17 protein-coding genes and 3 pseudogenes are annotated in these 21,259 nt (G+C 72.3%); 5 read left to right on the top strand and 15 right to left on the bottom strand.

What is annotated here, in order from left to right; genetic code table 11:
• Positions 1 to 41: 41 nt before the first annotated feature.
• Positions 42 to 1,913: a DUF1996 domain-containing protein gene (locus tag KIS93_RS59365; RefSeq protein ID WP_222108121.1), complete on the bottom strand. Its 1,872-nt coding sequence runs from the start codon at positions 1,911 to 1,913 to the stop codon at positions 42 to 44.
• 283 nt (positions 1,914 to 2,196) lie between these two features.
• Between KIS93_RS59365 and KIS93_RS59360 the strand changes: the two genes are divergently transcribed.
• A complete protein-coding gene (locus KIS93_RS59360) occupies positions 2,197 to 3,468 on the top strand; it encodes an ABC transporter substrate-binding protein (protein WP_186405103.1) in 1,272 nt (423 codons plus the stop codon).
• A gap of 43 nt (positions 3,469 to 3,511) precedes the next feature.
• On the opposite strand, the gene KIS93_RS59355 is transcribed toward KIS93_RS59360, so the two are convergent.
• The 6 genes from KIS93_RS59355 to KIS93_RS59330 all read right to left on the bottom strand — a co-directional run bounded on the left by KIS93_RS59355 (position 3,512) and on the right by KIS93_RS59330 (position 11,906).
• Positions 3,512 to 4,381 carry a phosphotransferase family protein gene (locus KIS93_RS59355; protein ID WP_080039815.1) on the bottom strand — a complete coding sequence of 290 codons (870 nt, stop codon included), beginning with the start codon at positions 4,379 to 4,381 and terminating at the stop codon, positions 3,512 to 3,514.
• A 66-nt stretch (positions 4,382 to 4,447) separates the two neighbouring features.
• Positions 4,448 to 7,444, bottom strand: coding sequence for a right-handed parallel beta-helix repeat-containing protein (locus tag KIS93_RS59350; RefSeq protein ID WP_222108120.1), 2,997 nt, complete (start codon positions 7,442 to 7,444; stop codon positions 4,448 to 4,450).
• 35 nt (positions 7,445 to 7,479) lie between these two features.
• On the bottom strand, positions 7,480 to 8,334 hold the full coding sequence (locus KIS93_RS59345; RefSeq protein WP_080039814.1) for a carbohydrate ABC transporter permease: 855 nt from the start codon (positions 8,332 to 8,334) through the stop codon (positions 7,480 to 7,482).
• Positions 8,335 to 8,352: 18 nt separating this feature from the next.
• Positions 8,353 to 9,324, bottom strand: coding sequence for a carbohydrate ABC transporter permease (locus KIS93_RS59340; protein ID WP_222108119.1), 972 nt, complete (start codon positions 9,322 to 9,324; stop codon positions 8,353 to 8,355).
• Positions 9,303 to 10,547, bottom strand: coding sequence for an ABC transporter substrate-binding protein (locus KIS93_RS59335; protein ID WP_080039813.1), 1,245 nt, complete (start codon positions 10,545 to 10,547; stop codon positions 9,303 to 9,305). The genes KIS93_RS59340 and KIS93_RS59335 overlap by 22 nt, the downstream gene beginning before the upstream one ends.
• Before the next feature lie 84 nt (positions 10,548 to 10,631).
• The gene (locus KIS93_RS59330; protein WP_080039812.1) at positions 10,632 to 11,906 is read right to left on the bottom strand and encodes an alpha-L-fucosidase; all 1,275 of its coding nucleotides are present in this window, start codon (positions 11,904 to 11,906) and stop codon (positions 10,632 to 10,634) included.
• A gap of 95 nt (positions 11,907 to 12,001) precedes the next feature.
• Here KIS93_RS59330 and KIS93_RS59325 point away from each other — a divergent pair, with 95 nt between their 5' ends.
• Positions 12,002 to 12,784 carry an RraA family protein gene (locus KIS93_RS59325; RefSeq protein ID WP_222108118.1) on the top strand — a complete coding sequence of 261 codons (783 nt, stop codon included), beginning with the start codon at positions 12,002 to 12,004 and terminating at the stop codon, positions 12,782 to 12,784.
• A gap of 118 nt (positions 12,785 to 12,902) precedes the next feature.
• Here the strand turns inward: KIS93_RS59325 and KIS93_RS68160 are convergent, their stop codons facing one another.
• The 4 genes and pseudogenes from KIS93_RS68160 to KIS93_RS59305 form a co-directional block, all read right to left on the bottom strand.
• On the bottom strand, positions 12,903 to 13,169 hold the full coding sequence (locus tag KIS93_RS68160) for an aldo/keto reductase (RefSeq protein ID WP_186405102.1): 267 nt from the start codon (positions 13,167 to 13,169) through the stop codon (positions 12,903 to 12,905).
• Between the two features lie 74 nt (positions 13,170 to 13,243).
• A pseudogene (locus tag KIS93_RS69460) lies at positions 13,244 to 13,555 on the bottom strand (aldo/keto reductase); the annotation flags it as partial.
• A gap of 134 nt (positions 13,556 to 13,689) precedes the next feature.
• Positions 13,690 to 13,866, bottom strand: a pseudogene (locus tag KIS93_RS68145) (aldo/keto reductase); the annotation flags it as partial.
• Positions 13,863 to 15,755, bottom strand: coding sequence for a DUF8034 domain-containing protein (locus KIS93_RS59305; RefSeq protein ID WP_080039810.1), 1,893 nt, complete (start codon positions 15,753 to 15,755; stop codon positions 13,863 to 13,865). The pseudogene KIS93_RS68145 and the gene KIS93_RS59305, both read right to left, overlap by 4 nt.
• A gap of 78 nt (positions 15,756 to 15,833) precedes the next feature.
• Here KIS93_RS59305 and KIS93_RS59300 point away from each other — a divergent pair, with 78 nt between their 5' ends.
• The 3 genes from KIS93_RS59300 to KIS93_RS59290 are packed head-to-tail and all read left to right on the top strand — an operon-like array spanning position 15,834 to position 18,344.
• Positions 15,834 to 16,553, top strand: coding sequence for a hypothetical protein (locus KIS93_RS59300; protein ID WP_080039809.1), 720 nt, complete (start codon positions 15,834 to 15,836; stop codon positions 16,551 to 16,553).
• A gap of 17 nt (positions 16,554 to 16,570) precedes the next feature.
• Entirely contained in the window at positions 16,571 to 17,569 is a 999-nt protein-coding gene (locus KIS93_RS59295; RefSeq protein ID WP_080039808.1) for an acetylxylan esterase, read from the top strand.
• Between the two features lie 49 nt (positions 17,570 to 17,618).
• Positions 17,619 to 18,344, top strand: coding sequence for a GntR family transcriptional regulator (locus tag KIS93_RS59290; RefSeq protein WP_080039807.1), 726 nt, complete (start codon positions 17,619 to 17,621; stop codon positions 18,342 to 18,344).
• Between the two features lie 13 nt (positions 18,345 to 18,357).
• On the opposite strand, the gene KIS93_RS68140 is transcribed toward KIS93_RS59290, so the two are convergent.
• The 4 genes and pseudogenes from KIS93_RS68140 to KIS93_RS59270 all read right to left on the bottom strand — a co-directional run bounded on the left by KIS93_RS68140 (position 18,358) and on the right by KIS93_RS59270 (position 21,242).
• Complete coding sequence (locus KIS93_RS68140) at positions 18,358 to 18,846, bottom strand: PfkB family carbohydrate kinase (RefSeq protein ID WP_186405100.1); 489 nt, start codon at positions 18,844 to 18,846, stop codon at positions 18,358 to 18,360.
• A gap of 119 nt (positions 18,847 to 18,965) precedes the next feature.
• A pseudogene (locus KIS93_RS69455) lies at positions 18,966 to 19,256 on the bottom strand (PfkB family carbohydrate kinase); the annotation flags it as partial.
• Between the two features lie 89 nt (positions 19,257 to 19,345).
• A complete protein-coding gene (locus tag KIS93_RS59275) occupies positions 19,346 to 20,056 on the bottom strand; it encodes an SDR family NAD(P)-dependent oxidoreductase (RefSeq protein ID WP_222108117.1) in 711 nt (236 codons plus the stop codon).
• A gap of 310 nt (positions 20,057 to 20,366) precedes the next feature.
• Positions 20,367 to 21,242, bottom strand: coding sequence for a dihydrodipicolinate synthase family protein (locus KIS93_RS59270; protein WP_080039804.1), 876 nt, complete (start codon positions 21,240 to 21,242; stop codon positions 20,367 to 20,369).
• Positions 21,243 to 21,259 lie beyond the last annotated feature (17 nt).

Here is a 21,259-nt window from a genome sequence, read left to right as displayed (position 1 = left end):
CGCTGCCCCCGGGGTCCTGGGGGCAGCGGCGGGTGAGGCGGTCAGCGGCAGCGTCTGCCCGCGTTGATGCAGTCGACGACCTGCCGCATCTGCTGCTCGTTCATCAGGTTGATGAAGTCGCTGTGGTCGGTGATCGGTTTGTGCAGCTCTTCGGGGAAGCCGTCGACGGCGAAGTTGGGGCCCTGCGGCACGTTGTAGACGAGCCGGTGCTCCAGCGCCGGGATCGGCTGGAAGCCCTGCGGGCAGCTCCCGTCGGCCTGGGGGAAGGTGACGTGGGTACGGTGGTTGGCGCTGTCGATGTTCTGGCCGTCCCAGCAGCTCTGGAAGTCGAAGACCCGCACGAGCCGGCTGCCGCGCGGGCAGAGCGGGTACTTGTCCGTCAGCTGGCGGTTCTCGAACCCGGTGCACGTCCACCCGGCGTTCGGGTCGGCGCCGCCGACCCGGGCGTTGCCGGTGATGATGCGCAGGAACTGCGGAGCGGGCACCACCTTGGCCGTCGGGTTGCCCCTGAACGTGATCTGCACCTGAACCGGGGTGAGGATCTTGCCGACGTTCAGGTCGAGACCGCCGCCACGCTGGTCGGCGTCGAACTCCTCCTGGCCCAGCGCCCGCACCACCGGCCAGTAGTGCGTGGACTTGTCGCCGTTGCGGCACGTGGTGCCGGCGGCGAGCAGGCTCTCGTTCGTGGACTGGTTGTTGGTGGAGACGTTGCCGACGTAGTCGTGCGTGTGCTGCGCGCCGTTGGACACGCCGGGCGCCACGATCACGTTGTCGGAGTTGAAGATCCGCCGCTCGTTGCGGCCGCAGTCGACGCTGAACGTGCCTCGGGAGCCGTTGCGCTGGGTGCGGGGGGTGTTCACGTTCGGTCGTACGGAACGGATGTCGACGAAGTCCTCAGGGACGGGACCTCTGGCCTGCCCGCCACCGTTCCCGCCATTCCCTCCGTCGCCGCCCTGGTCGCCATTCCCGCCGCCGTCCCCATCGCCTCCGTTGTCGCCATTCCCGCCGTTGTTGCCGCCATTGTTGCCGCCGCCGTTGCCGCCGCCTCCCGGGTTGCGCAGCTCGCAGGTCGCCAGGGTCTGCAGGCCGGCCGGTGCCCGGGCGCCGGCGCGCTGGAAGGCGATCGCGATGCGTTGCAGGGTGGCGGTGCGCTTGTCCTTCAGCGGGCCGAGGATGGCGTTCTGGACGAAGTTGGGGCCGCCTTGGCCGGCCGAGTTCGCCAGGCGGCGGTTGGCCTCGGCGAGCTGGGTCTCCAGCTGCTGAAGGTTGCGTTGCACCTCTGCCTGGGCGCGAGCGGGCACCTGCCCGAGCCGGTCCGCCACGGCGGGGCAGTTGATCTGGCCGGGGGCACCGTTGTTGTTCTGACCCCCATCACCCTGACCTTGGTCACCCTGGTCGCCGTCGCCTTGGTCGCCGTTGTTCTGGCCCTGGTCGCCGGTCTGTTGTCCGTTATCGCCCTGGTTGCCGGTGTCCTGCCCGCCGTTCTCCTGCCCGCCGTTCTCCTGCCCGCCGTTCTCCTGATCGCCGTCGCCCGCGTCGTTCCCGTCGTCCTCCACCGCGCAGGTGGCCAGGTTCTGCAGTCCGGAAGGAGCCTCGGCGCCGGCGCGCTGGAAGGCGATCGCGATGCGTTGCAGGGTGGCCGCCCGTTTGTCCTTCAGCGGGCCGAGGATGGCGTTCTGGACGAAGTTGGGGCCGCCCTGGCCGGCCGAGTTCGCCAGGCGCCGGTTGGCCTCGGCGAGCTGGGTCTCCAGCTGCTGAAGGTTGCGCTGCACCTCTGCCTCGGCGCGAGCGGGCACCTGCCCCAGCCGGTCCGCCACGGCGGGGCAGGAGATGACCGACGCCAAGGCCGTGGCCGACGCAGCGGTGGCACTGGTCACGAAACCACTGCTCATGACCATCAAAGCGGTGAGCACGCCCGCCGTTCTTCGGCGGGCACGCGAGCCAGGTCGATGTCTCATCACAATCCCTCCAGCTGTGATCGCGGCTCCGGCCCGCCGCCCACGAGGTGTGTCCGTGGAAGGGGCGCGGCCGTCGCCATCCCGAGATACGCGGAATCATCGGGGAGAGTTCGACCTGACGTGGAAGCCTGCGTACCCGCCACAGGTTGTGATGCCGTTTCACGGGTTCCCGGCGGCGTGCGTGACGCGGGGAGTCAGGGTAGCCTTGCGCGATCTTCTTCGGTTCAGGAGGCAGAGCATGGGCTCCGGCACGACGAGGTGGGCAGCGGCGTCGCTGGCCACCGCTGTCCTGATCGCCACATCGGCTTGCGGCGGCGGGAGCGCCGGTGACCGGGTCACCTTACGTTTCTCCTACTGGGGCAGCGACGTGCGGCAGCAGCGCACCGAAGCGGCGATCAGGAAGTTCGAGGCCAAGTACCCGCACATCGACGTGGTGGGGGAGTTCTCCGGCTTCGGCGACTACTACGAGAAGCTGACCACGGCCGTCGCGAGCGACGCCGCGCCGGACGTCATCACGATCGAGATCCGCGGCCTGCGGGAGTACGCCGAGCGCGGCACCCTGGCCGACCTGTCCGGCCGGGTCGACACCGGCGACATCGACGGCAAGGTGCTGGCCACCGGCGCCATCGGCGGCAAGCAGTACGGCATCCCCACCGGGGTCAACACGTGGTCCCTCATCGCGGACCCGAAGGCGATCGCGAGCGCGGGGCAGAAGCCGCCCGGTCCCACGTGGACGTGGGAGCAGTACATCGACCTGGCGGCCAGGATCACCGCCAGGAGCGGCGGCAAGGTGTACGGGACGCAGCAGGCGTTCAACCCGGCCTTCCTGCAGATCTTCGCCGCGCAGCGGGGCGAGTCGTTCTACGAGGGCAGCAGGATCGGCGTCTCGGCGGCGACGATCAAGGCGTGGTGGGCCGTCCACCGGAAGCTGATCGACACCAAGGGCTCGCCCGACGCCGCCAAGAGCATCGAGCTCAGCGCCCAGAACGTGGACCGCTCGCTGTTCGCCACCGGCAACGGCGCGATGGGCATGTGGTGGAGCAACGAGCTCGGCGCGATCAGCAAGGCGGCGGGCGGCAAGGACATGGAGCTGCTGCGCATGCCGCGCGTGCGGGGGGCCGCCACCGGCGGCATGTTCCTGCAGCCCGCGATGTTCTACGCCGCCTCGGCCAAGACCGGGCACCAGGCCGAGGCCGACGCGTTCATCAACTTCATGGTCAACGACCCGGAGGCGGGCGCGATCATCCTCAGCGACCGCGGCCTGCCCGCCAGCTCGAAGGTGCTGGCGGCGGTCCGCGACCACCTTCCCGAAGCCGACAAGAAGACGCTGGCGTTCCTGGACGAGATCAAGGACGAGCTCACCGACCCGCCCGCCGCCCCGCCGAAGGGCGCCAGCGCGATGGAGGAGGTGCTCAAGCGGTACACCGACGACGTCCTGTTCGGCCGGATGAGCCCGGACGAGGCGGCCAGGAAGTTCCTCACGGAGGCCAACGCCCTCATCGCCGGCTGAGCCGGAGCAGGGCCGAAACAGGGCCGGGGCCGGTCCCGGTCGTTCAGCGGTAGCCGACCAGCCCGTCCGCCAGCTCTTCGTCGTCGCCGTCCCGGTACGCGGACAGGGCCTGTTGCAGGGCGAAGGTGCCACGGATGGCGGCGATGCGCGCGGCCACGTCCCGGTCCGGCCGGCCCGCGAGCACCCGGCCGAGGAAGCCCTGGCCGTAGCTCGCGCCGATGGCCGCCAGGTCCTCGGCCGGATCGCCGATCGTGACCTCGTCCCAGTCGATCACCCCGCTGAGCCGCGGCAAGCCGCCGTCCCAGAGCCACAGGACGTTCTCGGCGCCGAGGTCGCCGTGCACCACCGCGTCGGCGAGGTCGGGAAGGTCGTCGAGCGCCGCAAGCTCCCGCCCGGCCCGGCGACGCCCGCCGCCGGACATGAGCGGGAACAGCTCGGCGCGCACGTCCGCCGCGAACCGCCGCCACCGGCCCCGTGGCGCCGGCAGTGCCGCGCGCGCCTTCTCGTCGGCGCCGGCCCTGGCCAGCCCGGACAGCAACGTGACGTACTGCGCCGCGACGGCCGCGGCCACCTCGGGATCGCCGAGCGCGGCCGCCTCCAGCGGCGCTCCCGGGATCCGGCTGAGCACCAGGAAATCCGGCCCTTCGCGCAGCGGCTCAGGCGTGCCGCACCCCAGATCGAGCCCGGCCAGCACGCGCAGGACGGCGGCCCGCCGCGGCAGCCGGGCGGCGGCCGCGGCGGTGCGGGGCAGGCAGACCACCCGGTCCGGGGCGATCACCACCTGGTGGAACTGCCCCTGGCGGACCGTGAGATCCTCCGGCCCGGCGTCCGGCAGCAGCCGGCTCAGCAGCGCGCGGCCCGCCGGTGCGAGGCGCGCGCCGTCCTTCTCGTCACCATGCTCGGATGCACTCACAACCGCAGATCATGCCGGATGGCGCGGCCCGGGGCGCCACCCGGCGGCGGCGCCCCGGACGCGGGGTCAGGACGCCCGTGGCAGCGAGAACGTGACGTCGTCGAAGTCGAGGTGGGTGAAGCCCTCGGCGTAGAAGCCGACCTTGCCCGACGGGTTGTGCGCCGGGTGCTCGCCTTCGAGCACGGTCTCGCCGCCGACGCTGACGCTCACCGACGCCCCCCGCACCGTCATCCGCACGTCGTAGACGGTGTCGGGGCGCAGGGCGCGCTCGGCCGGCAGGACGGTCTGGGCCAGCGTCCGCCACTGCGCGTCGTAGAGCGTCCAGGTCGGCCCGGCCGCCGCGTGCCGGTAGCGGACGTAGCCGCTGCCGCCGTTCGCCTGGCGGTCGTACATGATGAGGACGGCCCCCTCGGGCACCTGCGCGGGCGTGCGCAGCCGGTACGCCAGCGCGTAGTCGGTGAAGGCGCGGTCGAGCAGCCCGTTGGCGCCCTTGACGATCCGGTACCAGTGGTTGCCGGCGGCGTCGGCGACGATGGCGCGGTTGGGGTCGACGGGCCAGCCGTTGCCGCCGGACTCGAAGTCGGTGGCGTGCATGACGCCGTCGCCCTCGCTGACGGTGACGGTGGCCGTGTCGGTGATCTCCGGGTGGGCCTTGGAGGCGACGGTGACGGTGGTGGTGCCCGGCATGAGCGCGGTGACCGCCCCGGCGGCGCTCACGGTGGCCACGGCCGGGTCGCCGCTGGCGTACGTGACCGCCTGGTCGGTGGCGTTCCACGGCACCGGCTCCGCCCGGACGGACACGGTCTTGCCGAGCGGGACGGTCAGCTCGTCGCCGGGCAGGTGGAGGGCGGTCAGCTCGATCCGGTCGGGCCCGCCGGGCAGCCCGACCTTGCCCTGGGGGCCGATCTCGGCGAACGGGACGGCCTTGAACCCGGGGATGCGCTGGAAGACCTCGGCGTCCGCCTTCAGGGAGAAGTCGCCGGCCTTCCAGTCGGTGAAGCCGGGGTCGCGGTCGGCCACCCAGTTGCCGGCGTAGTTGAGCAGGTTCTTGACGTCCCGCGCGCCGTGCTGGTTGACGCTGGTGGCGCGGGCCAGCTCGGGGTTCCAGACGAGGTTGTTCTCGAAGAAGTTCTTCGCGGGGAAGTAGTGGTTCTCGTCGAAGAAGGCGAGCAGTTCGGGGTACTTGGTGGCGTACGGGGTGCCGGCGAAGCCGCCGTTCTCCTCGAACAGCTTGCGCCAGGCGGGCAGGTAGTTCTTGTCCACCGTGTTGCCCGGCTGGTCGCCCATCCACATCTCGTAGTTGTCGTACGGGACGTGGGTGTCGACGAAGATGTTGTTCCTGGCTTTGATGTGGTCGCCGGAGCCGCTCTTGATGGCGTCGTTGCCCATCCGGTAGAAGACGTTCTCGTCGATCGTCAGGCCCATCGTGAGGTTGTCGGGGTAGACGCCCTCGACGCCGCCGCGCCCCTCGCCGATGTGGTGGAAGTAGTTGCGCCGGATCACGGTGCCGCGCTCGTGCGGCGTCATGCCGGCGTTCATGTAGATGGCGCCGAGGTCCTGGAAGTCCTGGCAGATGTCGTAGATGTCGTTGTACTCGATGAGGTGGTCGTTGCCGTGCACGATGATGCCGGGGTGCGGCGCGTCGTGGATCTCGTTGCCGCGCGCGGTGTTCCCGACACCGTCGAACATCACGCCCGGGTTGTACGCCTTGTGGTAGTAGGCGAAGTCGTGGATGTGGGAGTTCTCCACCCGGTTGCGGCCCGGCTCCAGGGTCTTGTCGTCGCCGCCGTTGAGCACGACGCCCACGCCGCCGACGTGCCGGATCGTGGAGGACACCACGGCGTGGTCGCGGCCCTTGGTCTTGTCCGGGATGCCGTCGTAGACGTAGCGGCCGGCGGAGTTGATGTAGACGCCGCCGTCGGCGAAGTTCTGGATGTCGCTGCGCTCGATGGTGACGTGGCTGCCGCCGAGGATCACCGCGGGCAGGCTGCGCCCGTACTCCAGGGCCAGCTCCTGGAAGGAGACGTGGGAGGCGCCGGCGGTCTTGATCATCGGCTCCTTGAGCATGGTGACGGTGATGTCGCCCTGCTTGGTGCGGAAGGCCGCGTTGGGCATCAGGTAGAGCACGCCCCTGGCCCGGTCGATGTAGTACTCGCCGGGGGCGTCCAGCTCCTCCAGCAGGTTCTGGGCGAAGTGGAAGTCCGGGTACCACGACTTCATCAGGCCGGACATCTCGCCGTAGCGCAGGGTGATCGTCTTCGCCTCGGTGTCGATCTTGGCGATCTTGTTGTACGACCACTCCCAGCTGTAGCCGAAGATGCCGTCCAGCCACACGTCCTCGGCCTGCGTCCAGTGGCGCGGCCGGTCGTAGCCGTAGCTGAACGTGCCGCCCCGGTTCTGCAGGTCGGCGTCCTTCACGGTGGGCCCGGCGTCGATGATCTGGTTCATCTGGACGGTGCCGTCGTTGGGCCAGCGGGCCAGCGTCATGCCCTGGCCCGCCACGTACAGCTCCATCGGCGGGACGGTGCTGACGTCGTTGGCCTTCCAGTAGCCGTGCCGGCTGAGCTGCCCGTAGTCGGTGATGCCGAGGGCCTTGAGGTCGGCCTGCAGCACCTTGCCGCGGGCCGGCTCGTCCACGATGCGCCGCAGCACGGCCTCGTCGGTCACCGGCGTGAAGCTGTCGTGGGCGAGCTGCCGGCCGCCGGTGAGCCGGGCCGTCTCGCCAGGGTAGGAGCGGTACACGATTGGCGCCTTCGCCGTGCCGGAGTCGCGCTGGTCGAGCGCGAACGACGCGGTGCGCTGGTAGGTGCCTTCGCGCAGGTAGACGGTCACCCCGCCGCGGGGCAGGCCGTGGCGGGCCTTGAGCCTCCTGATCGCGTCCCTGGCCCCTTCGAGCGTACGGAAGGGGCGGCCTTTCGTCCCGCTGCCGGCGTCGTCACCGCCGGGTGCGACGTAGAGGATCTTCCCTGGCGCGGTCCCCGCGTGCGCCGATGCAGGTGCCGCCGCCAGGGGTAACAGGAGACAAGCCGCCAACGTGGCGCACAACCGTCGTCTGATGGACACTGTTCCGCCTTTCCGAGATGGGGGGTGGGGCCCGCTCAGCCCTTGAGCGCGCCGACCGTCAGGCCGCTGATGATGTGCCGCTGCATGTAGACGAAGAAGATGATCACCGGGGCCACGGCGAGGAGCAGGTTGGGGAAGACCTTGGTCATGTCGGTCGAGTACTGGCTGATGCCCGCGTAGATCGCGGTGGTGACCGTGTAGGTGCCGGAGCCGGGGCTCAGCAGGATCTGCGGGCTGATGAAGTCGTTCCAGATCCCGATCGAGTTGAGGATCAGCACCGTGATCACGGCCGGTCGCGTCAGCGGGAAGATGACCTGCCAGTACGTGCGCAGCCGCCCCGCCCCGTCGATCGCGGCCGCGTGGTCGATGTCCCGGGGGACGGTGCGGATGAAGCCGACGAACAGGAAGATGCTCACCGGCAGCGTCATGGCGACGTCGTGCAGGATCAGCCCGGCCACCGTGTTGTCCAGCCCGATCGCGCGCAGCACGTAGATGAGCGGCACGATGAGGGCCGAGGCGGGGATGAACGTGCCGGCCAGGAAGAACAGCAGCAGGAACTGGGTGCGCCGCTTGAGGCTGCGCGCGATCACGTACGCGGCCGGCCCGGCGAACAGGATGCACAGCAGGTCGACGGCCACCACCAGCACGAGCGTGAAGCCGTAGCTCTTGAGCACGTTGTACTGGGGGCTCTGCACCGCCGCCGCCAGGTAGTCCAGCGAGATCCTGCCGAACGGCAGCGAGAACGGGCTGTTCTGGATGTCCTGCTGCGACTTGAAGCTGTTGACCAGCAGCAGGTAGACCGGCACGGTCATGACGGCGAACAGCAGGGTCAGCAGCGCGACGCGGACCGGCGACGGCCGCCGCGCGCCGGCGCGGGGGTTGGGGGTCATGGAGGCTCCTGGGGATACCTAGCCGGTCGCGGCCCGGTCCTGCCGGTTGCGCAGGGCGGTGACGACGACCGACAGCGCGGCGGAGGCCACCATGAGGGCCACGGCCTGGGCGGTGGCGAAGCCGACGTCCGTGCCGGCGAACGACTTGGTGAGGATGACGTACGCGATGGTCTCGGTGGCGCCGGCCGGGCCGCCGTCGGTGAGGCTGACGACGATGTCGTACACCTTGATCAGCCCCACGAGGTTGAGCACCATGGCGACGGTGACGACCGGCGCGATCATCGGGATGACGATCCTGCGGTTGATCTGCCGCCGGGACGCGCCGTCGATCTGCGCCGCCTCGACGAGCTCGCGCGGCACCGTCTGCAGGCCGGCCACGAACAGCACCACGTTGAAGCCGAAGCCCGCCCACACGATGACGCCCACCAGCGTGATCACCGCGAGGTTCTCGTCGAACAGGAAGCCGACGGGGCCGATGCCGAGGTCGGCGAGGGTGTTGTTGATCGCGCCGTTGGTGCCGAGGATGGCGCTCCACAGGAAGCCCAGGATGAGCGAGCTGATCACGTGCGGGTAATAGGCGAGGGTGCGGAAGAAGGAGTTGGCCCAGTTCCGCTCCTTGAGCTGCAGCGCGTACACCAGGCCCAGCCCGAGCATGCCCACCGACCCGAAGAAGGCCACGATCACGGTGACCACCCCGGCCCTGGTGGTGTCGGGGTCGTCGAACAGGCGGGCGTAGTTGTCCAGGCCGACGAAGGCCGCCGCGGAGAAGCCGTTCCAGTCGGTGAGGCTCAGGTACAGCGCCACGACGACCGGGACGATCGTCATGACCGTGTAGACCACGACGGCGGGGGCGAGCATGCCCGCGCTCAGCGCCGCCTCGCGCAGGCGGCGGCGCCGCGATGACGGGCCGCCCGGCGTGCCGCGATCCGGTTCGGGGCTCCGCGCGGCCGGCCGCACGGAGCCCGCGCTCAGCCCTGCGAGTCCCACCACTGGTCCAGCTTCGTGGCGACGTCGGCGGGCGAGGCGCCGGTGAACAGGGACTGGATCTGCTTGTTCAGCTCGTCGGCGTAGCCCTGCACCGGCTGCCGGTCGCCCTGCTTGACCAGGACGACGGGCGTCTCGTCGAGGACCTTCTGCACGCCGTCGCCGAGGCTGGAGACGTCGTAGGAGAACCCCTTGCGCAGGTTGCCGTCGGCGGCGAGCTGGACCTTGATGGCCTCCTCGTCCGTCACCAGCCACTCGACCAGGTCGATCGCCGCCTCACGGTGCCTCGACTGCGCGACCACCGTGTACGGCTGCGCCATGTTGCCGAACTGGCCGGGCGGGTACGCCCCGTCGGACGGCACGGGGAAGACGCCGATGCCGTCGCTCTTGCCGGCCTCGTCGGCCGCGGGCACGAAGTACGAGCCCATGATGTACATCGCCGAGTCGCCCTTGAGGAAGGCGGCCTGGCCGTCGGGGTACTGCAGGCCGAGCGCGCTCTTGTCGAGGAAGCCCTGGTCGAGCCATGACCGGTAGAGCTCGTAGTAACGCTTGTAGCCGCTGGTCGCGAACGTCGTCTGGCCCTTCTTGCGCTTGACCGTCCAGTCGGGGTCGGCCGTGAGCACGCCCGCGTCGGCCAGCATGCTGAACTGCGCGCCGGTCACCCACTGGCCGGCGGTCTGCAGCGGGACCAGCCCGGCCTTCTTGAGCTTGCCCATCGCCGCCTCGAACTGGGCGATCGTGCGGATCTCGGCGGCGTCGAGGCCCGCGTCGGCGAACGCCTTCTTGTTGTAGAAGACCAGCGACTGGATCTGCTCGCCGACGCCGACCACGTAGTGCTTGCCGCCGATCGCGTACGCGTCGAACAGCGGCGTCTTCGCCGCCCACGGCTCGCCCGACAGGTCCACGAAGAGCTCGGCGGTCTCCGGGGTGGGCACCACGTGCTGCGCGATGTCGGGCGGGTCGCCCGCGGCGAGGTCCTGGCGCAGCTTCGCCTCGGCCTCGATGGTGCCGGTGAGCTCCAGTTGCACGCTCACGCCGGGGTGCTTGGCCTCGTAGCGGTCGAACAGCCCGTTCCAGAACTGCTCGGTGAGGTTGGGCGTGATGTTGACGATCATCCGCAGCGTGGTCTTGCCCGTCGCGCTGTCCGTGCCCCCGCCACCGCCGCCGCACGCCGACGTCGCCGTTAACGCGAGGGCCGTCGCCGCGGCCGCCAGCAGTCGCCTGTTCATGTTCCTACTTCCATCATTAATCGTCTATCGATAGGTGATGTTATTTCGCGTGCCTCACTTGTTCAAGAGCCAGTTCGTGCGGCCTCAGGGTTCCTCGCCGTGCAGCACCAGCTCGACGACCGGCAACAGCACGTCCGGCCGGACCACCGGCAGGGTGAGGGTGAGCGTGCCCGGCTCGCGGCCCGGGGGAGCGAGGTTGTTGTGCTCGTGCTCGCCGCCGTCCAGCTCCCGCATGCGTACCTCCGAGCCGTCGTGCAGGAACTGCGCGTACCGGACGCGGCCGGCCAGTCCCGGCAGGTGGACGTGCTTGAGCGGCCAGGCGAGCAGGTGCAGGTAGAGGCGGTCGCCGCGCTGGGTGTAGAGCGCGTTCGGCGGCGGCTCGTACGCGCTGGGCCCGGCGCCGTGCACCGCCCGCGCGTGCAGGGACGTCCACGCCCCGATCGCGCGCAGCGTCTCGGCGGCGCGCGGGTCCAGCGCGCCCCGCCCCGTGGGGCCGACGTTGAGCAGCAGGTTGCCGCCGCAGGCGACCGACTGCACCAGCATGCGCACCAGCAGGTCCGGGCTCTTGTAGTCGTGGTTGTCGCGGTCGTAGCCCCACGAGCCGTTCAGCGTGTGGCACGCCTCCCACATCACCTCCGCGCCGTCGCGGGTCAGCGGCGCGTCCGGCTGGTACTGCTCCGGCGTGACGTAGTCGCCCGGGATGCCGAGCCGGTCGTTGACCACGATCCCCGGGCTCAGCTCGCGGACCATCGCCATCAGCTCCGCCGCGCCCCACTCCTCCGGCCCTTTCGCCGGATAGGTGAAGTCGAAGAACAGCAGGTCGACGGGGCCGTAGCCGGTCAGCAGCTCCCGCACCTGCCCGTGCAGGTACGCCCGGTAACGCGCCATGTCGTGCCCCTTCGCCTCCTCGGGCGGCACGCTGTCGCGCAGCGGGTGGTAGCGGTCGATGGTGAAGTCGGGATGGCGCCAGTCCAGCAGCGAGTAGTAGAGCCCCACCCGCAGCCCCTCCGCCCGCATCGCCTCGGCGAACTCGGCGACCAGGTCGCGCCCGGCCGCCCGGACCGAGGTGTAGTCCGTCAGCGCCGAGCCGAACAGGCAGAAGCCGTCGTGGTGCTTGGCGGTCAGCACCGCGTACCGCATGCCCGCCTCCCGAGCCGCCCTGGCCAGGGCGGCGGCGTCGAACAGGTCGGGGTCGAACCGCTCCAGGTAGCGGTCGTAGTCGGCGTCGGACATGGCCTCGCGGCTGCGCACCCACTCGTGCCGCGCGGCGAGGCTGTACAAGCCGAAGTGAACGAACAATCCGAAGCGCGCCGCCCGGAACCACTCTGCCCCGGCCCGCTCCGCCGATCCGTCTGACATGGGCGTCTCCTTCCAATGTTGACAGCCCTCGACGATCGGCAGTTACATCTACCATCGATAGGCGATAATTGTCGACGTTTGGGTGAGAGCAACGCGTGAACACGAACATGCAGGAGACCTACGAGACGATGCTGGGGCCGGCGCAGTCCTCGCCCTTCGTCCGGCCCACCGCGCGGATGGTGGCGGCGCTCGACGGCGTCAGCGCCGCCACCGCCTGCGCCAAGCTGCACCAGATGGGCATCACCCGCACCTTCATCGACGGGCCCGTGCCGCTGCACCGCGAGCCGGACGTCCGCGTCGCCGGGGGCGCGGTCACGCTGCAGTTCCTGCCGCAGCGTGAGGACGTCTTCTCCGGCGGCGAGCAGGAGGACGCCGAGCGCAAGACCGCGCTGTGGGCGGTGCTGGAGACCATCAGGCCCGGCGACGTGCTCGTCGTGTCCGCCCAGGCCAGCCACTTCACCGGCTGCCTCGGCGACATGCTGGTCCGCTACTTCAAGCTGCGCGGCGGCGCCGGCATCGTCGTCGACGGGCGGGTACGCGACGCCGCCCGCGTGCGCGCCCTCGGCGTGCCCATCTGGTGCACCGGCGTGACGCCGCACTACGCCTCGCAGACCGAGCTGTTCCCGTCGGCGTTCAACGTGCCGGTCGGCGTGGGCGGCGCGCTCGTGACGCCCGGCGACCTCATCGTCGCCGACGAGGACGGCGCGGTCGTCGTGCCGCAGCGCAGCGCCGTCGCGCTGGCCGAGGACTCGCTGCTGCACCAGGACCGCGAGGAGTTCGCGCGGCGGCGGCTGGACGAGGGCGGGCGGCTGTCCGACTACTACCCGCTGACCGGGGCCGGGCTGGAGGAGTACCTGGCCGCCCGCGACGCGGGCTGACCTCCGGGACCTGCCGGGCCTGCCTTATGCCGCGCCCGCTTTATGCCGCGCCCGCTTTATGCCGCGCCCGCTTTATGCCGGGCCCTGTCATGGCGGGCCCGGCAGGTCTCAGAGCCGGTCACGCCTCCAGCAGCTCGGGCGGGACGAAGCCCTCCGCGGCGAGGCGGTGCCACAGCTCCGGCGGGATCTCGGTCCGCGCCGCCGCCGCGTTGGCGCGTACCTCCTCCGCCGACCGGCACCCCACCACCACCGACCCCACGGCCGGATGCAGGTACGGGAACCGCAGCGCCGCCGCGGCGAGCGGCACCCCGAACTCCGCGCACACCTCCCGGCACCGCCGCGCCCGCGCCAGCACGTCCGGCGGCGTCTCGCGGTAGTGGAACATCGCCCCGGCTTCGGGTCGGCCAGCAGCCCGGTATTGAACACCCCGCCCACCACCACCGTGGTCCCCGTCTTCGCGCACAGGGGCAGCAGGGTCGTCAGCGCGTCGTGGTCGAGCAGCGAGAACCGCCCGGCGATGAGCACCACGTCCGGCTCGAACTCGGCCACGTACGCCGCCAGCGGCTCGCAGTGGTTCATCCCGAAGCCGATCGCCCCCGCCAGCCCCTCCTCGCGGATCCGGCGCGCCGCTGGATAGCCGGTGCGCCGGACCTCCTCGCGGAAGTCGTCCGGGTCGTGCAGGAACAGCACGTCCACCGCCGGACGGCGCAGCCGGCGCAGGCTCGACTCCAGCGACTCGCGCAGGCCGCGCTCGCTCCAGTCGGTGACCACCCGCTCCCCGGGCCGCAACAGCCACCCGGCCTTCGTCGAGACCACCGCTTGAGGAGCCGCGCCACCTGCCGCGCCACCCACCGCGCCGCCCGCCGCGCCGCCGCCGCTCCGCCCGCCGTGCCCTCGGCGAGGGCACGGCCGAGGCGGTCCTCGGCCACCCCGTGGCCGTAGCGGGGCGCGGTGTCGAAGTACGTCATGCCCTCGGCCACGGCGGCGGCCACCGTGGCGGCCGCGTCCCGCTCGCTCACCTGCGCGAACAGGTTGCCGATGGGCGCAGTGCCGAGCCCCAGCCGGGGCAGCGCGACGCTCATCCCGCCACCTCCCACGGCGGCGTCGCGATGACGGGCCGGGCGGCGTGCAGCGTCATGGACAGCGTCAGCCGCACCTGCGTCCTGGCCGGCAGCCGGACGCCGACGTGCGGGCCCCCGACAGGCCGGGGCGGCTCGTCGTCTGCGCCGGCCGTGTCGATGCGGTGCTCGGCGAACGCGCCACCCTGCACCACCAGCGAGCACTCCGCGCCGCCCAGGTTGACCAGCTCGATCACCGTGCGGTCCGGGTCGATGGCCGACACCAGCGCCGCCACGTCCGGCGGCAGCCCGGGGCGGCGGCGCCCGGCGTCGAAGTAACGCACGTGCATCTGGGCCAGGCCGCCGTTGTAGAGCACCTGCGGCGAGCCGGTGGTGAGCTGCAGCAGCGCCTCGGTGACGACCGGGTTGCGGTCCTGCCAGTCGTGGATGCCGGACGCGTCGGGCCCGACGGCCGCATCCACCGGGTCGTTCTCGATCGCGGCGACCCGCTCGGCGCAGGTGTCGGCGGCACTGCGCAGCATCCGCTCGGGGTAGCCGGGGTTGCGCCCCGCGAGATACTCGTACCAGGGCTCCTCGTGGCCCGACTCCTCCTTGGTGCGCTGGGTGTGCACCGCCGTCCAGTCCCAGCTCGACGCCTCCCGCAGCCGGTCGATCCGCTCCCGGTCGGCGGCGTCCCTGCTGAAGTGCCACAGCGCCACCGGGAGCTGGGTCGGCATGACGTTGAGGTCGAACCAGCCGGAGTCGTCGCGGCGCATCGGGGCCAGCAGCGTCGGCTCGTCCGCCAGCCCGCGCAGGTGGGGCCGCCAGCGCTTGGTGATCGTGCGCACCTCGGCGGGCCGCCGGGGCGCCGCCTCGCGCAGCACCGCGTCCAGCGGGTTGCGGGCCAGCTCCAGATAGGAACGGTCGCCCGTCAGCAGCGCCGCGTTGGCCGCGCCGATGATCGCGGCGCTGCCGACCGGCGGCAGGCCGTGCGGCCACGACCAGCCGTAGTGGCCGCCGTACCAGCGGCCGTCGAGGTGCTCGCCGACGATGCCGTGCGTGCCGGCGTTGTCCGGGACGATCTCGCGGCCGTCCAGCCGCTCCCGCCAGGCGTCCACGTACTCGCGCACCCAGGCGGCGTGGCGCTGCTCGCCGCCGAGGAGGTAGGCGTTGGCGACGAGGCTGGTCGCGGCCAGGTTGACGATCGTGTCGCCGCGGCCCATACGCTCCCACATCACCTTGCCGTACGCGCGGGCACGCGCCGGGTCGGCGGCCAGGTCGTCGAACGGCGCGGCCTCGTCGATCCAGTCGAGCGGCAGGCCGTAGGGGCGCAGCGCCAGGCTCCACGGGAAGGACACGTCAGCGTCGCTGAAGCCCCAGCGCGGTCCGGCGGCGCCGTTGTGCGGGGCGCGGATCACCCGGTGCTCCGGGTCGTAGTTGGGGCCGCCGGGCAGGTAGAGGTCGCCGAAGCGGGCGGCCAGCTCCCGCAGCTCGCCGTCCTCCGGCTCGGCCAGGCACAGGCCGTAGAACAGCAGCAGGCCCTCGCCCTGGTGGAACCAGTCGTAGCCGCGCTCGAAACCGTCCAGCAGCATGCCCATCTCGCTGAGCTGCGTGGTGACGCCCCGCCAGTGCCGGCGGGCCGCGGCCAGCACGTCGTCGCTGCCGCCGAGCAGATAGAGGGTCGGCCAGTTGAAGAACGCCTCGTAGAAGTCGTCCACGCCGTCGCGGCCGTCGAGCCCCTGCCCGAGCCGGTCGCGGAAGACCAGCCGGCCGTCGCCCTCGGTGTAGCGGCCGGAGAAGATCCGCCACGCCTTCTCCTGGGCGGCGAACAGCTCGCGCTGCAGCCCGGCCCACGCGGGCGGGTCGGTCACGGTGCGGCTCGCCCGCAGCGCCGGCGGGTGTGAGATGCGCATGAGAACACCAATCGTTCATCGATAGCCGATGATATGAATCTTCTTGAGCCCGAATCCGCCTGTCAACACGGAGCCGACGTGACCGACTGCCATGTCCACCCCTGGGACCCCGCCCAGGGCCATCCCTGGATCCGGCCGGGCTCGCCGCACCACCGCGCGCTCACCGCCGACGCCCTGGCCGCCTCCGGCGCGGGCCTGGAGTTGAGCGGCGCGATACTGGCCGCGTCCGGCGCGGGTCCGGGGCCGGCGGGCGCGATCCTGGTCGAGGCGTCGCAGGGGGACCGCGCCGAGAACGTCCTGCTCCGCGACCTGCGCCTGCGGCACCCCGGCCTGATCCTCGGCCACGTCGGCAACCTCAACACCTGCCACGACCTCGGCCCGGCGCGCTTCGCCGACCTGCTGGACCGCACCCGGCCGAACGGCATGCGGCTCGGCGGCGCCTCTGGGAGGCCACGCCACCGGGCGGGCGGGCGGGCGCTCGTCCCCCTCCTGGCCCGGCACGGCGTGCCCGAGGAGCGGGTGGCCGCCCTGGTCGGGCACGCGGTCGCGGAGTTCGGCCCCGCCCGGTGCATGATCGGCTCCCACGGGCCGATCTGCCTGGCCCGTGGCTCCCGCGCCGCCTCGCTGCGGCTGGCCGGGCGCGGGCCGGCCGCGCTGGACGACGCCGGCCGCCGCCTCGTGCTGAGCGGCGGCCGGCGCCTCGTGCTGAGCGGCGCCGCGCGGCGCGCGTACGGCCTGATGCCTCAGGTTGACAACGATCGGAGCCCCTGCTTCGATGCACCGGTTGACGATCGATAAGCGATGATTGGTGGGCGATGGCACAGTTCGATCTGCCGCTTGACCAGCTTGAGCAGTACCGGCCGGCCCTGCCCGAGCCGCCCGACCTCGACGCGTTCTGGGCGAAGACCCTGGCCGAGAGCGACGCTCACGACCTGGCGATGACGGCCGAGCCGGTGGCGAACGGCCTGGCGACGATCGACACCTTCGACGTCACCTTCGCCGGCTACGGCGGCCATCCCGTCCGGGCCTGGCTGCACCTGCCGGTCACCCGGACCGGGCCGCTGCCCGCCGTGGTCGAGTACCTGGGCTACGGCAGCGGGCGCGGCGTACCGCACGAGAAACGGCTCTGGGCGTGCGCCGGCTACGCGCACCTCGTCATGGACAGCCGCGGCCAGGGAGCCGACACCCCCGACCCCGACGTCGCCACCGGCGACGTCGCCGCGCCCGGCTTCCTCACCCGCGGCGTGCTCCACCCCGAGCGCTACTACTACCGCCGCCTCTACACCGACGCCGTGCGCGCCGTGGCGGCCGTGCGCGCCCACCCCGCGGTGGACCCCGCCAGGGTCGCTGTGACCGGCACCAGCCAGGGCGGCGGCATCGCCCTCGCCGCGGCCGGCCTCACGCCCGGCCTCCAGGCGGTCCTGCCCGACGTGCCGTTCCTGTGCTGCTTCCCGCGCGCCGCCACCTTCACCGACCAGCCGCCTTATGTGGAGATCACCCGGTACGTGAAACTCCACCGCGCGCACGCCGACACCGTGCTGCGCACCCTGTCCTACTTCGACGCCGCCGTCCTCGCCCGCCGGGCCACCGCTCCCGCGCTGTTCTCCGTCGGCCTCATGGACCGCATCTGCCCGCCGTCCACCGTCTACGCCGCCTTCAACCACTACGGGACGCGCGCCGCGCTGCCGGCCGGCGACAAGCGGATCAGTGTCTACCCGTTCAACGACCACGAAGGCGGCGGCCCCGACCACGAGGTGGTCAAGCTCGCCTGGCTCGCCGACCGGCTGTCACCATCGATACCTGCCAAGCGATGATCACTCTTATGATGAACAGGGGGACGCGACAGCGCATGATGGGGAACACATGGCATCGACACCGCAAGTGAGCGGCTTCGCCTCGCGGCTGGCCACGAGCAAAGACTCCGTTCGCCCCACCCTGATCTCCGATCGGGTGTACGAGCTGCTCCGGCAGGCCATCGTCGAAGGCGACCTCGCCCCCAACGACCGCGTGGTGGAATCGGAGATCGCCCGCCGCCTCGGGGTGAGCCAGGCGCCCGTCCGCGAGGCCGTCAAGCAGCTCGCCCGCGAGGGGCTGCTCGTCCACGTGCCCCGGCGCGGCAACTTCGTCGTCGAGATCTCCACCCAGGACGCCGAATACGCCCGCCAGGTCCGCGAGCCGCTCGAGCGCCTGGCCGCCACCATGGCCGCCGAGCGCATCACCGCCGAACAGCTCGGCGAGCTCGACGAGGTGGTCGCCGAGATGCACGAGGCCGTGCGGGTCAACGACGTCGGCCGCTTCCGCGACGTCGACATCGCCTTCCACACCCGGGTCGTCCAGATCGCCGGCAACCCGTTCCTGACCCGCATGTGGGAGGTGCTCGAACCGAACCTGCGCGCGCTGCGCGCCATCGCCGACCCGCTGTTCGAGGGCGACTGGCGGGCGATGGCCGACGAGCACGGCCGCCTGGTCACGCTGCTGCGCGACGGCGACGCCGCCACGGCCGCCGACGCCTTCGCCGACCACGCCGCCGGCCGCTCCCCGGTGCCCGACCGCCGCACCCGCAAAAAGGCGGCGGGCACCGTCACGTAACGCCTTCTCTCTTCTATCGGCGAGCCGCGCCCTCCTCTGCCAGGGCGTCGCGGAGCAGGGCGCGGGCGACGTCCGGGGCGGGGAGGCCGGACGTGTCGCCGGGCGTGGCGATCACGCGTCCGGCCAGCTCGGCGCCGAGGCGGGTGGCCGCGCCCGGTGCGGCTCCCGACAGCCTGGCCGCCAGGTAGCCGCCGAGGAACGCGTCGCCCGCCCCCACGGGGTCGCGCACCTCGCGCGCGGCGCTCGGCACGTGCTCGGGCCCCGAGTCCCCCGCGTACCAGGCACCCTCGGGGCCGCCCTTGAGCACCACCTCGCCCACCCCGGCGGCCCTGGCCGCGGCGAACACCCGCGCCGGGTCGCTCTCGCCGAACAGCACCCGCGACTCGTCCTGCCCGAGCACCAGCAGCCCGACCCTGGGCAGGAGCGGCGCGAGCGCGTCCACCGGCAGGGCGGGCCGCAGGTTCGGGTCGAGAACGACCAGGGCGTCCCCGCCCCCTCGCACAGGGCGGCGACCAGCCGGGCCGGCCCCGGCCCGAGCGCGGCGGTCAGGCCGGACACGACGATCGCGCGCGGACGCCGGGCCAGGATCGGCGCCGCGTCGGGGACGTCCATCGCGGAGGCGGCCGAACCCGTCCGGTAGTAGTGGACGCGCCGCCCGCCGTCCGGCCTGATCTCCTTGAAGAACACGCCGGTGGGCCGGCCGGGATCCGTGATCACCAGCCCGGTGTCCATGCCCCTTCCCGCCGCGTCACGCAGCACCCGCATCCCGAACGGGTCCGTCCCGACCCGCGAGGCGAACGCCGCCCGCAACCCGAGCCGGGCGACGGCCGTGCACACGTTCAGCTCGGCCCCCGCCACGGAGACGCCGAACCGCTCCGCCCCCACGAGGTCATCCGCCTCCAGCAACACCATGGCCTCCCCGACCCCCACCACATCGACCCGCCCGGCCCCGGCATCGGCCTTCCGCGCGGCGCAGGGCTCCCGGCCGGGTGTGCGGCCGGTCATGGGAGGAAGCGGGCCCGGAGGTCCGGGCGCAGGTAGGCGGCGGGGGAGGTGATCGAGAGGCCGCCGTCCACCGGCAGGACCACGCCGGTGATGAACGCGGCAGCGGGCGAGGCGAGGAAGGCCACCGCCTCGGCCACGTCCTGCGGCGTCCCGGTGCGGCCGAGCGGGTAGCCTTCCGCGGCGTTCTCCAGGTCGTCCCCGCCGATCAGGCCGGGAGCCACCGAGTTGACGCGGATCCCGGCAGGTCCGTACTCGAGGGCGAGCTGGCGGACGAACGCGTCCAGCCCGCCCTTGGCGGCGGCGTACGCGGGCACGCCCGGCGCGGCCAGGAACGCGTTGACCGAGCTGACCGCGACGACGGCGGAACCCGGCGCCAGGCGGGGCAGCGCGGCCCTGCACAGGTGGAAGGCGGCGTCCAGGGTGGCCCCGATCGCGGCCCGCCACTGCTCGTCGGTGGTGCGCACCACCGGCGCGACCGGCATCACGGCCGTCGCCAGCACCAGGACGTCCAGCCGGCCGAGCACGTGCGCGGCCTCGGCGACGGCAGCGCCGGCCTCGTCGGGGACGGCGCAGTCACGCACGATGAAGGTGTCGTAGACGGGGTCGGCGCACGGCCGCAGCCCGATCCCGGCCACCCGGTCACCCCGCCCGGCGAACGCGCGGGCGATGGCCAGCCCGATCTCGGAGTTGCCACCCGCCACCAGCACGCCCCGCGCCGTAGGCCCGCTCCCGACCTCCACCGCTTCCGACGTTCCACTCCCCGGCCTTGGCGCTTTCGGCGTTCCACTCCCCGGCCTTGGCGCTTTCGGCGCTCCGCTCCCCGGCCTTGGCGCTTTCGGCGCTCCGCTCGGGGCTCCGGCGCCCGGCCCGTCGTGCCGCCGCCCGTCGCCGTGCCGCCGCCCGCCGCGCCGCTGGTCGTCGTGTCACCACGCGTGGCGCCACCGCCGGTCGGGGCACCACGCGTCGCGCCACCGACCGCCGCCCCGCCGGTCGGGCGTGGCGGGTCGTCGGGGGCCGTCACCACAGTTCCGCCATGAGCGCGTCGAGGAGGATGCGGGTGTGGCGGTCCAGGGGGCGGGCGGGGGAGCGTACCGTGGCCGAGGTGATGAGGCCGCGGCGGACCAGCACCTCCTTGTGCACCGCCCAGGCCAGCCCCGGCTGCATGCCGAAGCGGATCAGGGGGAGGAGCCGGGCGTGGCCCGCGCGGGCCTGGGCGGTGCGGCCGGCGGCCCAGTCGGCGAGCACCGGGGCGAGCAGGTCGGTGAACTCGCAGGCGGGCATCGTGCCGATGGCGCCCAGCGCGTACTCCTCCAGGCAGAACAGCGCGTTCTGCCCGCCGAAGACGGCGAAGCCGTCGGGGACGCCGGCGGCGACGGCGCCGACCTTGGGCGCGGTCGGCGGCGCCTCGACCTTGACGGAGGTGACGCCGTCGAGCTTGCTCAGCTCGACGATGAGCGATTCGGGCATGCTGACGCCGGTGGCGCCGGGCGCGTCCTGCACCATCACGTCGATCCCGGCACGCTCGGCCACGGCGCCGTAGAAGTCGACGAGCTGCGCCCCGGACGGTTTGACCAGGTACGGCGGCAGCACCATGAGGGCGTCGGCGCCGCCGTCCCGGGCGGCGAGCGCCTGTTCGAGCGCGGTGGCGGTGCTGGTGGCGCCGACGCCGGCGACGACGGGTGCGGCGCCGGCGGCGGCGCGTACCTCGGCGAGCACGCGCGCGCGGTCGCCCGCGGTCAGGGCGAAGCCTTCGCTGGCCATCCCGAACACGGCCACTCCGTCGGCTCCGGAGTCGAGCTGCCACTCGGTGAGCCTGCGCAGGCCGGGCAGGTCGAGCTCGCCGTCTTCGGTGAAGGGGGTGGCGAGGATGGGGATCAGTCCAGACAGAACCAACGGTTACTCCCTCTCAA

The sequence above is a fragment of the [Actinomadura] parvosata subsp. kistnae genome (assembly GCF_900323885.1).
Taxonomy (GTDB): Bacteria; Actinomycetota; Actinomycetes; order Streptosporangiales; family Streptosporangiaceae; genus Nonomuraea; species Nonomuraea composti.
The sequence above is the reverse complement of the archived record's forward strand: the minus strand, read 5'-3'. Positions and strand labels throughout refer to the sequence as shown.

Bases quoted from the DNA above. Each gene is read 5' to 3' on its own strand.
- KIS93_RS59360 (WP_186405103.1), top strand. From the start codon at position 2,197: ATGGGCTCCGGCACGACGAGGTGGGCAGCGGCGTCGCTGGCCACCGCT.
- KIS93_RS59335 (WP_080039813.1), bottom strand. From the start codon at position 10,547: ATGAACAGGCGACTGCTGGCGGCCGCGGCGACGGCCCTCGCGTTAACG.
- KIS93_RS59330 (WP_080039812.1), bottom strand. From the start codon at position 11,906: ATGTCAGACGGATCGGCGGAGCGGGCCGGGGCAGAGTGGTTCCGGGCG.
- KIS93_RS68160 (WP_186405102.1), bottom strand. From the start codon at position 13,169: ATGTTCCACTACCGCGAGACGCCGCCGGACGTGCTGGCGCGGGCGCGG.
- KIS93_RS59305 (WP_080039810.1), bottom strand. From the start codon at position 15,755: ATGCGCATCTCACACCCGCCGGCGCTGCGGGCGAGCCGCACCGTGACC.
- KIS93_RS59345 (WP_080039814.1), bottom strand. From the start codon at position 8,334: ATGACCCCCAACCCCCGCGCCGGCGCGCGGCGGCCGTCGCCGGTCCGC.
- KIS93_RS59295 (WP_080039808.1), top strand. From the start codon at position 16,571: ATGGCACAGTTCGATCTGCCGCTTGACCAGCTTGAGCAGTACCGGCCG.
- KIS93_RS59290 (WP_080039807.1), top strand. From the start codon at position 17,619: ATGGCATCGACACCGCAAGTGAGCGGCTTCGCCTCGCGGCTGGCCACG.